The organism is Streptomyces sp. NBC_01707, assembly GCF_041438805.1.
Taxonomy (GTDB): Bacteria; Actinomycetota; Actinomycetes; order Streptomycetales; family Streptomycetaceae; genus Streptomyces.
The window spans coordinates 5,084,045-5,096,731 of sequence record NZ_CP109190.1; the positions used below are offsets into that span (position 1 = coordinate 5,084,045).

9 protein-coding genes are annotated in these 12,687 nt (G+C 69.5%); 4 read left to right on the plus strand and 5 right to left on the minus strand.

Annotation, left to right across the window (positions count from 1 at the left end; translation table 11 throughout):
* Positions 1–317: 317 nt before the first annotated feature.
* Entirely contained in the window at positions 318–1,259 is a 942-nt protein-coding gene (locus tag OG963_RS22850; protein ID WP_371799392.1) for an intradiol ring-cleavage dioxygenase, read from the minus strand.
* A 142-nt stretch (positions 1,260–1,401) separates the two neighbouring features.
* Positions 1,402–3,219, minus strand: a complete 1,818-nt coding sequence (gene aspS, locus OG963_RS22855; protein ID WP_030930233.1) for an aspartate--tRNA ligase — start codon at positions 3,217–3,219, stop codon at positions 1,402–1,404.
* 173 nt (positions 3,220–3,392) lie between these two features.
* Between aspS and OG963_RS22860 the strand changes: the two genes are divergently transcribed.
* The gene (locus tag OG963_RS22860) at positions 3,393–5,471 is read left to right on the plus strand and encodes a SpoIIE family protein phosphatase (RefSeq protein ID WP_093773728.1); all 2,079 of its coding nucleotides are present in this window, start codon (positions 3,393–3,395) and stop codon (positions 5,469–5,471) included.
* A 41-nt stretch (positions 5,472–5,512) separates the two neighbouring features.
* Here the strand turns inward: OG963_RS22860 and OG963_RS22865 are convergent, their stop codons facing one another.
* The 3 genes from OG963_RS22865 to OG963_RS22875 form a co-directional block, all read right to left on the minus strand.
* Complete coding sequence (locus tag OG963_RS22865; protein ID WP_371799393.1) at positions 5,513–6,646, minus strand: AI-2E family transporter; 1,134 nt, start codon at positions 6,644–6,646, stop codon at positions 5,513–5,515.
* An 87-nt stretch (positions 6,647–6,733) separates the two neighbouring features.
* On the minus strand, positions 6,734–7,696 hold the full coding sequence (locus tag OG963_RS22870; protein WP_093773732.1) for a pirin family protein: 963 nt from the start codon (positions 7,694–7,696) through the stop codon (positions 6,734–6,736).
* Between the two features lie 173 nt (positions 7,697–7,869).
* Positions 7,870–8,310 (minus strand): SseB family protein, encoded by a 441-nt coding sequence (locus OG963_RS22875; RefSeq protein ID WP_030930244.1) that lies wholly within the window; start codon positions 8,308–8,310, stop codon positions 7,870–7,872.
* Between the two features lie 173 nt (positions 8,311–8,483).
* Here OG963_RS22875 and OG963_RS22880 point away from each other — a divergent pair, with 173 nt between their 5' ends.
* The 3 genes from OG963_RS22880 (at position 8,484) to OG963_RS22890 (ending at position 12,642) form a co-directional block, all read left to right on the plus strand.
* Entirely contained in the window at positions 8,484–10,310 is a 1,827-nt protein-coding gene (locus OG963_RS22880) for an acyl-CoA dehydrogenase (RefSeq protein ID WP_030930246.1), read from the plus strand.
* 377 nt (positions 10,311–10,687) lie between these two features.
* The gene (locus OG963_RS22885; RefSeq protein ID WP_093774135.1) at positions 10,688–11,986 is read left to right on the plus strand and encodes a M18 family aminopeptidase; all 1,299 of its coding nucleotides are present in this window, start codon (positions 10,688–10,690) and stop codon (positions 11,984–11,986) included.
* 434 nt (positions 11,987–12,420) lie between these two features.
* Positions 12,421–12,642 (plus strand): DUF6458 family protein, encoded by a 222-nt coding sequence (locus OG963_RS22890; protein WP_030930252.1) that lies wholly within the window; start codon positions 12,421–12,423, stop codon positions 12,640–12,642.
* The last annotated feature ends 45 nt before the right edge of the window (positions 12,643–12,687 follow it).

Below are 12,687 nucleotides of genomic sequence, written 5' to 3' on the forward strand. Positions count from 1 at the left end.
TGTACGGGGGACGTCGGGACGCGCGAGCGCCAGGACGGGGCACGGGTTCGGGAACAGGCACGGGGAGCTCCTAGCAGTCGGCGGCGAGGGCAACGGGGACAGAGGTCCCCGCACCGAAGTCCCCGAGCCAGTCTTTGCCGAGCCGACCGATGATTAATCAGACAAAGCGGCCATACGGCCGCATCCGATCCGGTGCGATGCGTCGTCTCGGGTGTGTCCTGCCGTGCGAATGCGACCAGGCCCGCAAGGGAAAGGGCCCGGAACCGCGCCCTGTCGTGGCGGTTCCGGGCCCGTCCCCTCGGCGGGGGAACGGAGCCTCAGAGGTCCGTGCCGTCGTGCGTCTCGTCCGGGTCCACACCCATCGTGATCGAACCGACGACGCCGCGCGCCATGTGGTTCTTGCGGTACGAGAGTTTCATCAGCCCGCCCGTGACACCGCTCTGGTCGTAGATGGTGTCCTCGGTGAGGGTTGTACGCGTGGTGGTGCTGGTCGAGTACGGCGCGATCTTCGCCGAGTCGAGCACCGCGGACTCCGCGAAGAAGAACTGACCGGTGTGGCAGGTGCGTCCGCCCTCGTATCCGGCGTCGGTCATCTTCCCGCCGACGTGCACCTTGGTGTGGATGTGCACGCAACGGCCCTGGTACCAGCCCGGGAAGATCGTCTTGAACTCCACATAGCCGTGCTTGTCGGTGAGCTGAGTGCCGCGCAGATAGCGCTCGTCGTCGGTGGGCTCCGAGTGTCCGCCACCGCCGCCACCGGGCCCGCCGGACGGGGGCGTACCCGTCGGGGCGTCGGTGGGGGCGCCGGTCGGGGCATCCGTCGGGGCCCCGCTCGGCGGAGTGCCACCACCGCCGGGCCCGCCGGAACTCATCGACTCGTAACCGGAGTAGATGCCCAGCGCGTCACAGTGCCAGATGTCGACGGCCGCCCGGCTCACGGGCTTGCAGGTGTCGGAGTCGATCACCTTGAGGCGCAGGGTCATCGGGATGCCCTCCTTGTCCTCGGTGATGTCCTTCCGGATCTTGTCGGCGTCGATGTAGTACGGGCCCTCGGTGGTCTCAGAAGTCAGCCGGTAGCACTCCTCGCCCTTTCCGGCGGCGGACTTCTTCCCACTGCCACTGCTCGTGGCCTCGTCGGCCGAGGCTCCGGCGACCACACCGGCCCCGATCCCGGCGGCCACGATCGCCGCACCTCCGGCGAACACCACCCGGCGACGCGTCATGTCTTTCTTGTGTGCAGGTCCTTGAGTCTCTGTCATGCGAAGTGAGGCTAGGCAGGGGAACTGGCAGGGGCGTGTGTGGCAGCTGTGCGTTGCTGTGGAGGGCGGCCACGACGCGGAACAGCCCCCGGCCGAGGACCGGGGGCTGTTTCACGTGGAACTGAAGCGGAACCGCTGACGCCTACTTCGCGCCGGTGTCCCTCGCCACCGAGTCCTTGGCCTCGGCCTTCTCCTTCGCCGGCGCGGCGGGCTTACGGAGCTGAATGTTCAGCTCGCGCAGCCGCGCCTCGTCCAGCACGGTCGGCGCGCCCATCATCAGGTCCTGCGCGTTGCCGTTGAGCGGGAACGCGATCGTCTCGCGGATGTTCGGCTCGTCGGCCAGCAGCATCACGATGCGGTCGACACCGGGGGCGATGCCACCGTGCGGCGGGGCGCCGAGACGGAAAGCGCGGAGCATGCCCGCGAACTCGTGCTCGACGGTCTCACGGTCGTAACCGGCGATCTCGAACGCCTTGATCATCAGCTCGGGCTCGTGGTTACGGATGGCGCCGGAGGACAGCTCGATGCCGTTGCAGACGATGTCGTACTGCCAGGCGAGGATGTCCAGCGGGTCCTTCGTCTCCAGGTCCTCCAGGCCGCCCTGAGGCATGGAGAACGGGTTGTGCGAGAAGTCGATCCTGCCGGTCTCCTCGTCCTTCTCGTACATCGGGAAGTCGACGACCCAGCAGAACCGGAAGACGCCCTCCTCGAAGTGCCCGGCGCGCTTGGCGGCCTCGACCCGGACGGCCGACATGATCTTGGAGACCTCGTCGAACTCGCCGGCGCCGAAGAAGACGGCGTGGCCCGGGACGAGCGACAGGCGCTCGGTGAGGGTCTTGGTGTCCGTCTCGGTGAGGAACTTGGCGATCGGACCGGCGAGGGTGCCGTCCTCGCCGACGCGGACCCAGGCGAGGCCCTTCGCACCGTGCTCGACGGCGTACTCGCCGAGGCCGTCGAAGAACTTACGGGACTGCCCGGCGGTGTCCGGCACCGGAAGGGCGCGGACGTGCTTGCCGGCGAACGCCTTGAACTCCGAGCCGGCGAAGATGTCGGAGATGTCGACGAGCTCCAGCTTGGCGCGCAGGTCGGGCTTGTCGTTGCCGTACTTCAGCATCGACTCACGGAACGGGATCCGCGGGAACGGCGACGTGACGTGGCGGCCGTTGCCGAACTCCTCGAAGAGCTCGGTCATCAGCTTCTCGATCGGCTGGAAGACGTCCTCCTGCTCGACGAACGACATCTCGACGTCGAGCTGGTAGAACTCGCCGGGCGAGCGGTCGGCGCGGGCGTCCTCGTCGCGGAAGCACGGCGCGATCTGGAAGTAGCGGTCGAAGCCCGAGATCATCAGCAGCTGCTTGAACTGCTGCGGGGCCTGCGGCAGGGCGTAGAACTTGCCGGGGTTCAGCCGGGACGGGACGACGAAGTCACGGGCGCCCTCGGGGGAGGTCGCGGTGAGGATCGGGGTCGCCATCTCGTTGAAGCCGAGAGCCACCATCTTCGAGCGGATCGACGCGATGACGGCGGAGCGCAGCATGATGTTGCGGTGCATGCGCTCACGGCGCAGGTCGAGGAAGCGGTACTCCAGACGCCGCTCCTCGTTGACCCCGTCGTCGGTGTTGATCGTGAAGGGCAGCGGGGCGGCCTCGCCCAGCACCTCGACCTCGGCGACCTCGATCTCGATCTCGCCGGTCGGGAGGTCCGGGTTCACGTTGTCGGCGCCACGCGCGGAGACCTTGCCGTCGATGCGGACGACGGTCTCCTTGGTGAGCTTCGACAGGGCTTCGTTGCCGGGTGTGCCGGGGCGGGCGACGAGCTGCACGAGACCGTAGTGGTCGCGCAGATCGATGAAGAGGATGCCGCCCAGGTCTCGACGATTGTGCAGCCAGCCGCTCAGCCGGACGTCGGTGCCGACGTCAGAGGCGCGGAGCTCGCCGCAGGTGTGGGACCTGTACCGATGCATCGTCGTTCATCCAGTCTTCGCGGTTGGGGTGGATTCAGCCTCCCCAGGCTACCGCCCGCGCCCCCACGACTTCATTGTCATAACCACTTCAAGATCATCCGGCGGGGTCGGGACCACCCGCCGACGGCCGCCTTCGGTGGCGTCGGCCGAGCACATCTTCATAAAGTGGGGCAATGCGTACCGAGGAAGTCCTGGCTGCGACGGCGACCGGCCTGTGGCGCTGGGACCACGGAGCCGGTTCGGTCACGCTCGACGCGGAGGCGGCCCGGCTGCTCGAGTTCCCGGCCGAGGCCGGCGTCTTCCACGAGGCCGCGGTGCGCGCGCGTTTCCACCCGGTCGACTGGAACGAGATCTACGGGGTGGTGAACCTCGCACTCGCCGAGGGCACCCTGGCCGAGGCGCGGCTGAGGATCGTGGACGGGGGCGGCCGGGTGCTGCGTACCGTACGCAGCCGCTCCAAACCGCTGCCGGTCGCATCGGGCGGCAGCGAGAGCTACGTACTGGTCGGCACCCTCCAGGAGGTCGCCGAACCGCAGCCGGGCACCACCGGGGCGCACACCCCGATCACCGGGGACTGGCGCCGCTCCCGCGAGGCATTCCTGCTGGACGCGGGGCGGGCGCTGGCCGAGGCCCGTTCCACGGCGGAGGTGCTGCGGGTCGCCGCCTCGCTCTCCATGCCCGGCTTCTCGCCGGACGGGCTCGCCGTCTTCGGTGTCGCGGGCGAACGGCTGACGATCATCGGCCACCACGGGCACAACGCGGGCGACGAGGACCCGTTCAACGACATGCCCCTGGAGACCGACTACCCGGCCGCCCAGGTCGTACGGACCGGGCGGGCGATCTATCTCCCCTCGCCCGAGGAATACCACCGCCGCTTCCCGGCCACCTGGCCGCTGGCCAGCCGCTTCGGACGCCGCTCCTGGGCCTTCCTGCCGCTGATCGTGTCCGGCCGCACGATGGGCGCCTGGATGGCCGGGTTCCGGCACCCGGTGTCGTTCTCGCCTGACGAGCGTTCGGTGCTGACGACGGTGGCCCGGATGCTCGCTCAGGCCTTGGCCCGGGCGGGTGAGGCCGAGACCGAGCGGGAGCTGTCGCAGGGGCTCCAACGGTCGATGATGCCGACCCTGGGTCCCGAGATCCCCGGCATGACGGTCGCCGCCCGGTATGTACCGACCGGTGGCGGGCTCCAGGTGGGCGGCGACTGGTACGACATGATCCCGCTCCCCAACGGCCGTATCGCCCTCGTCATCGGCGACGTCCAGGGCCATGACGTGCGGGCGGCCGGGCTGATGGGCCAGTTGCGGATCGCCCTGCGCGCGTACGCCTCCGAGGGGCACCGCCCGGACGCGGTGCTCTCCCGTGCCTCCCGGTTCCTCTCCGGGCTCACCGACGCCTACGACGACGGGGACGAGACCGGTCCGCGGTTCGCGACCTGTCTGTACGCGGAGGTGGACCCGGAGACCGGCACGCTCGACATCGCCCGGGCCGGACACCCCGACCCGGTGGTGATCAGCAGCGACGGGACCGCGGTGATCCGGCAGACCGGCGGTGGGCTGCCGCTCGGTGTCGAGACCGACGCCGACTATCCGACGACCCAGCTCGTCCTGGAGACCGGCGAGACGATCATGCTGTGCACGGACGGACTGATCGAGACCGGCGGCCACGACATGGCCACCGGCTGGGACCGGCTCCGACCGGTCCTGGAGCAGCGGATCGGTGACCTGGAGAAGCTCGCCGACGAGCTGGTGCAGGCCGTGCACGGGCCGACGTCGCACTACACGACGGGACCGCTGGCCGACCGCCGCGAGGACGACGTCGCGGTGCTCGTGCTGCGTCGCGAGGCCGGCACCATGGCGCGGACCGCGTCGCACCGCACCGCGATGACCATCGCCCAGGCCGAACCCGAGCGGATCTCGGCCGCCCGGCAGCAACTGCGCGAACTGCTGCACGACTGGGAGGACCCGGAACAGATCGACGCGGCCGTGCTGATGGTCTCCGAGATGACCACCAACGTCCTCGTCCACACGGACGGCGACGCGCTGATGGTCGCCGAGGCCACCGGGGAGCGAGGCGGACGGCGGCTGCGGGTGGAGGTGGCGGACAGCAGCGACGAACTGCCGCACAAGCGGCGGCCGGGCGAGATGGCGTCCAGCGGGCGGGGCCTGGTCCTGATGGAGATGCTGGCCGATGCGTGGGGGGTGGATCCGCGGGGGGCGGGGAAGTCGATCTGGTTCGAGCTGCACGAGGCGTAGCGGCGGGGGCGGCCCGGGCACGTCCGGTGGCCGCTCCGCCCTCAATCGCCGGGCGGGTTCGATGTGCCGGGTGGTGGTGTGTCCGGCGGCACCGGCCCGCCGGGCGGGGTGGAGGGGGGCGGTGGGTCCGTCTCGGGGCTGTAGCCCTTGCGGAGTTCGCCGAGGACACCGAACGCCGCCGCGCACGCCGGTACCGCCAGCAGCATCCCCAGCAGGCCCGCCACGCTCGCCCCCGCGGTCAGCGCGATCATGATCATGGCCGGGTGCATCTGGACCGTACGGCTCTGGATCGCCGGCTGCAGCACGTGCCCCTCCAGCACCTGGACCGCGAGCACCACTCCGAGCGCCCAGAGGGCGATCACGACGCCCCGGTCCGCGAGCGCGACCAGGATGGCGACAGCGCCCGAGAGGAACGCGCCGAGGTACGGGATGTACGCGCCGACGAAGACCAGCGCCCCGAGCCCCACCGCGCCCGGCACCCGCAGGATCAGCAGGCCGACGGTGATGCAGACGGCATCGATCAGCGCGATGAACGTGGTGCCGCGCATGAAGCCCTCGACGGCCTCGAAGGCCCGCCGCCCCATCGCCTCGACCAGCTCACCGGTGCCGCGCGGGGCGACGGCGTGGGCGAGGTCCACGGCCCGGTGGGAGTCGCGCAGGAAGAAGAAGGTCAGCAGCAGGGCGAGGACGCCGGTCGCGATCAGTGAGCCGACCAGGCTGATGCCGGTGAGCAGCCCGCCCGCGGCGCTCGCGCCGAACTTCTCGACGAGCTTCTGCGCGTTGGCGACGAGGTCGGACACATTGATGTCGCGCGCCAACCCGAAGTGGTCGACGACCCACTGACCTGCGTCCTTCAGCGACCGGACGATCTGGCCGCCGGTGTCGATGAGCGCGGTGACGACGATGTACCCGGCGCCGCCGCCCACCGCGACGAGCAGCGCGCAGGTGAGCCCGGCGGCCACCGACCGGTTCACCCGGTGGTCGGCCAGCCACCGGTGGACGGGGCCGAGCAGCGCCGTACCGAGCAGGGCGAGCAGGACGGGTGTGACCGCGGTCTTGAAGACGATGCACAACCAGATCGCGACCGCGGCGACACCGGTGACCAGCAGAATTACGGCGCACCACGCCGCTGTCCGCCGCGCGGCGTCGGGCAGGAGGGGCTTTTGGGTATGCACCCTCCCACCCGATCACGGTGCGCCGGTCATGTCCCGCCTGCAGGGCCGTACGGGTGACGGACCGTCAGCGCGGCTCTTGGCGCAGGGTCACTCACCCATGCCGTGGACCGCGGGCACGGTGCCGAGACGGCCGGCCTGGAAGTCCTCGAACGCCTGCTTCAGTTCGGCCTGGCTGTTCATGACGAACGGCCCGTAGTGCGCCATCGGCTCCCGGATCGGACGGCCGCCGAGCAGCACGACCTCCAGGTCCGGGGTGTTGCCGTCCTGCTTCTCGTCCGCGCGGACGGTCAGCGAGGATCCGGCGCCGAAGACGGCGGTCTGCCCCATGCGGACGGGGCGGCGCTCCTCACCGACCGTGCCGCGGCCGGCCATCACGTACGCGAGTCCGTTGAAGTCCTCGCGCCACGGCAGGGTCACCTCGGCGCCGGGGCGCACGGTGGCGTGGACCATCGTGATCGGCGTGTGGGTGACGCCCGGGCCCTCGTGACCGTCGAGCTCACCGGCGATGACGCGGAGCAGCGCGCCGCCGTCCGGGGAGGCGAGGAGCTGGACCTGGCCGCCGCGGATGTCCTGGTAGCGGGGGGCCATCATCTTGTCGGCCTTGGGCAGGTTCACCCAGAGCTGGAGGCCGTGGAAGAGGCCGCCCGACATGACGAGGGACTCCGGCGGGGCCTCGATGTGGAGGAGGCCGGATCCGGCCGTCATCCACTGGGTGTCACCGTTGCGGATGGTTCCGCCGCCACCGTTGCTGTCCTGGTGGATGAAGGTGCCGTCGATGATGTACGTGACGGTCTCGAAGCCGCGGTGGGGGTGCCAGGGAGTTCCCTTGGGCTCGCCCGGCGCGTACTCCACCTCGCCCATCTGGTCCATCATGATGAACGGGTCGAGGTACTTGTAGTTGATCCCGGCGAACGCGCGGCGAACCGGGAAGCCTTCGCCCTCGAATCCGCTCGGCGCCGTGGTGACGGTGAGCACGGGACGGGCCGTGGCGTCGCCCGAGGCGGCGACCTTGGGCAGGGTCAGTGGGTTTTCGACGGTCACTGCGGGCATGGGAGCCACCTCCGGGATTGTTCTGGCTTCAATTTAGTTGAACAGTGAACATCTTGCAAGGGGCGGCGCATTCCCGGCCCGTCGCACGCAGCAGGAGGGGCCCGTACCTGAGCGGTACGGGCCCCTCCTGACGTCCGGAAGGCCGGCGGTGAGCCGTCTGCGGGCGACGGCGATCAGCCGTACATGCGGCGCATCGCGAAGTCGACCATCTGCTCGACGGCCTTGGCGTCGAAGACCATACGGTGCTCGCCCTCCATGTCGAGGACGAAGCCGTAGCCGGTGGGCAGCAGATCGATCACCTCGGCGCCGGTGATCACGAAGTACTTGGACTCCTTGCCCGCGTACAGCCGCAGCTCCTTGAGCGTGGTGAACATGGGGATCACCGGCTGCTGGGTGTTGTGCAGGGCGAGGAAGCCGGGGTTGTCGCCGCGCGGGCAGTAGACCTTCGAGGTCGCGAATATCTGCTGGAAGTCCTCGGCGGACAGGGATCCGGTGGTGAAGGCCCGTACCGCGTCACCGAGGGAGGGCGGCGAGGGCTCGGGATACAGCGGCTGCTCGCCGTAGCCGCCACCCATCTGCTGCTGTGCACCCTGGTTCTGGTCGTAGCCGTACATACCCCAAAGAGTAATGGGACACATCCACCCCTCGGGGGGTTGCGTCTTATTACTGACGGGTAGCATCATCGGGGAGGTCAGCTGATATGCCTACCGCCAGCTCGTCGCCCGCCCGGCCCTCACCCCTTGACCGGGGCGCTGTGCGCCACTGCTATTGATTACGGAGCCTTCCCATGGGGCACTACAAGTCGAATCTCCGCGACATCGAGTTCAACCTCTTCGAGGTCCTCGGGCGCGACAAGCTGTACGGCACCGGCCCGTTCGCCGAGATGGACGTCGAGACGGCGAAGAGCATCCTCGACGAGGTCGCCCGCCTCGCGGAGAACGAGCTGGCCGACTCCTTCGCCGACGCCGACCGCACCCCGCCGGTCTTCGACCCGGAGACCAACACGGCGCCGGTCCCGGAGACGTTCAGGAAGTCGTACCAGGCGTTCATGGACTCCGAGTACTGGCGCCTGGGCCTGCCCGAGGAGATCGGCGGCACGACTTCCCCGCGCTCCCTGATCTGGTCCTACGCGGAGCTGGTGCTCGGCTCGAACCCGGCCGTCTGGATGTACTCCTCGGGCCCGGCGTTCGCCGGCATCCTCTTCGACGAGGGCAACGAGGCGCAGAAGAAGATCGCCGAGATCGCCGTCGAGAAGCAGTGGGGCTCGACGATGGTGCTGACCGAGCCGGACGCCGGTTCGGACGTCGGCGCGGGCCGCACGAAGGCCGTCGAGCAGGAGGACGGCTCCTGGCACATCGAGGGTGTGAAGCGCTTCATCACCTCGGGCGAGCACGACATGTCCGAGAACATCATTCATTACGTGCTGGCCCGCCCCGAGGGCGCAGGCCCGGGCACGAAGGGTCTGTCGCTCTTCATGGTCCCGAAGTTCCACTTCGACTGGACCACCGGTGAGCTGGGCGAGCGCAACGGCGTGTACGCGACGAACGTCGAGCACAAGATGGGCCTCAAGGCGTCCAACACGTGCGAGATGACGTTCGGCGACCAGCACCCCGCCAAGGGCTGGCTGATCGGCGACAAGCACGACGGCATCCGCCAGATGTTCCGCATCATCGAGTTCGCCCGGATGATGGTCGGCACGAAGGCCATCGCCACCCTCTCGACGGGGTACCTGAACGCACTGGAGTACGCCAAGGAGCGGGTCCAGGGCACCGACCTGGCGAACTTCATGGACAAGACCGCGCCCAAGGTCACCATCACGCACCACCCCGACGTGCGCCGCTCGCTGATGACGCAGAAGGCGTACGCGGAGGGCATGCGCTCCCTCGTGCTGTACACCGCCTCCGTCCAGGACGCGATCCAGGAGAAGGAGGCCGCCGGCGAGGACGCGAAGGCGCTGCACGGTCTCAACGACCTGCTGCTCCCGATCGTCAAGGGCTACGGCTCCGAGAAGTCGTACGAGCAGTTGGCGCAGTCGCTCCAGACGTTCGGCGGCTCCGGGTACCTCCAGGAGTACCCGATCGAGCAGTACATCCGGGACGCCAAGATCGACACCCTCTACGAGGGCACCACCGCGATCCAGGGCCAGGACTTCTTCTTCCGGAAGATCGTCCGCGACCAGGGCGCCTCGCTGAACGCGCTGTCCGAGGAGATCAAGAAGTTCCTCGCCGGCGCCCAGGGCAACGAGGAGCTGTCCGGTGCGCTGGACTCGCTGGCCAAGGCGGCCGTGGACCTGGAGGCGATCGTCGGCACGATGATCACCGACCTCACCGCGACCGGCGAGGACGTCAAGAACATCTACAAGGTCGGTCTGAACACCACCCGCCTGCTGCTGGCCTCCGGCGATGTCGTCGTCGGCTACCTGCTGCTGAAGGGCGCGGCCGTGGCGGCCGAGAAGCTGCCGACCGCCTCCGCGAAGGACGTCGCCTTCTACCAGGGCAAGATCGCCGCGGCGAAGTTCTTCGCGGCCGACGTCCTGCCGGGCGTCTCGGCCGAGCGCGCGCTCGCCGAGGCGGTCGACGGTTCGCTGATGGAGCTGGACGAGGCCGCGTTCTAGCCTTCGGCCCACAGCGTCGGTCGACGAGGCGCCGCCACCCGAATGCTTTCGGGTGGCGGCGCCGAGTCGTCTCACCCGACTCCGAGGACCGGGATCGCGACACCGAACCGCACAAGTACGCCGGGGCGGGCATCAAGCACTTCTGGATCGTCGAGACGGTCGGCGAGCACGACCGGCCCATGGGTGTCACGTACGAGCTGGACCCGGTCGACAAGACGTACATCTCCACCGGCGTCCACCACGACCGGCTCAAACTCTCCACCCCGTACGACATCGACATCGACCTGACAGCAATCGACGAGCTGTGGCCCCGGGCCCAAGGGCCAGGGTGGCGGTACGCGGATTCTTCCCGGCCCATCGTCGTTACAGTGAAGAACATGAGTTCTCCCCTCCGCTTCGACCGCGGTCACACCGACGACCTGATGGCCTTCCTGATGGCCAGCCCCTCCCCGTACCACGCCGTGGCCACCGCCGCGGCGCGGCTGGAGAAGGCCGGCTTCCGGCAGGTCGAGGAGACCGCGGCCTGGGACGCGTCCACCGGTGGGAAGTACGTGCTGCGCGGCGGGGCGATCATCGCCTGGTACGTGCCGGAAGGCGCCGGGGCGCACACCCCGTTCCGGATCGCCGGGGCGCACACCGACTCGCCGAATCTGCGGGTGAAGCCGCTGCCCGACACGGGGTCGTACGGCTGGCGGCAGATCGCCGTCGAGGTGTACGGCGGCACCCTGCTCAACACCTGGCTGGACCGGGACCTCGGTCTCGCGGGCCGGATCAGCCTGCGCGACGGCACACACCGGCTGGTCAACATCGACCGGCCGCTGCTGCGCGTGCCTCAACTGGCCGTGCATCTGGACCGGTCGGCCAACACCGACGGTCTCAAGCTCGACCGGCAGAAGCACATGCAGCCGATCTGGGGGCTCGGGGACGTCGAGGAGGGCGACCTGATCCGGTTCGTCGCCGAGGAGGCGGGCGTCGGCGCCGACGACGTGACCGGCTGGGACCTGATGCCGCACGCCGTGGAGCCGCCGGCCTACCTGGGCCGGGACCGCGAACTGCTGGCCGGGCCGCGGATGGACAACCTGCTCTCCGTGCACGCGGCGACGGCCGCGCTCGCCGCCGTCGCCGGACAGCCGGACGACGAGATCCCGTACATCCCGGTGCTGGCCGCGTTCGACCACGAGGAGAACGGTTCGCAGTCGGACACCGGCGCGGACGGACCGCTGCTCGGCACGGTGCTGGAGCGCTCCGTCTTCGCCCGTGGCGGCGCGTACGAGGACCGCGCCCGGGCCTTCGCGGGGACCGTCTGTCTCTCCTCCGACACCGGTCATGCGATCCACCCCAACTACGGCGAGCGCCACGACCCGACACACCACCCGGTGGCGAACGGCGGGCCGATCCTCAAGGTCAACGTCAACATGCGGTACGCGACGGACGGCAGCGGCCGGGCCGTGTTCGCGGCAGCGTGCGAGAAGGCGGGCGTGCCGTGGCAGACGTTCGTCTCCAACAACTCGATGCCCTGCGGCACGACGATCGGCCCGATCACCGCGGCCCGGCACGGCATCCAGACCGTGGACATCGGCGTCGCGATCCTGTCGATGCACAGTGCGCGTGAGCTGTGCGGCGCGGACGACCCGTATCTGCTGGCGAACGCGCTGGCGGCGTTCCTGGCGGGCTGATCCGCCTTCCGCACAAGGTTGTTGCCGGGCCGGCCCTTCCGTCGGGGCCTGCCCGGACACCGGCGGCCCGTTCGGTCAACGAGGCGCGCGGGGCGGACCGGTCGGCACCGGCATCGGCCCGATCGCCGCGGTGGTCGCCGTGGTCGCCGTGGTCGCCGTGGTCGCCGTGACAGTGGTCCGCGACCGGACCGTGGTGTCCACCGCCACGTTCGCCGGCGCACAGGCGATCGGGCTGCTCACCGGGACCGGCCGGGATCCAACCGGTCCGACGGGCCGCCCGCACCCGGCCGGTGGAGCCTCTCCGGCGCTGAGGACAGCTGGACGTACCGATGGGGTTCGCCGGCCGATCCGCCTTCCACACATGGTTGTTGCCGGACCGGGTACGCGATCCGTACACGGTCCGGAGCCTCCGGACCGCCGAGGAGGCGTGACCCATGGGACTCGGAGGATTCATCATCCTCATCGCCGTCGGCGCGATACTCACCTTCGCCACCGACTGGCAGATGGACACCGTCAATGTCGACCTGGTCGGCTGGATCATGATGATCGTCGGCATCATCGGAGTCTTCGTCTACGCGAGCATCGCGCGGCGCCGCCGGATGGTCGTACCGCCCAGCACCACAGTCGTGTCCGAGGACGAGCGCCGCGGAATCTGAACCGAACTCCGCACCTTGGCCGTCGCGGTCCAGCTCACGGCGGTT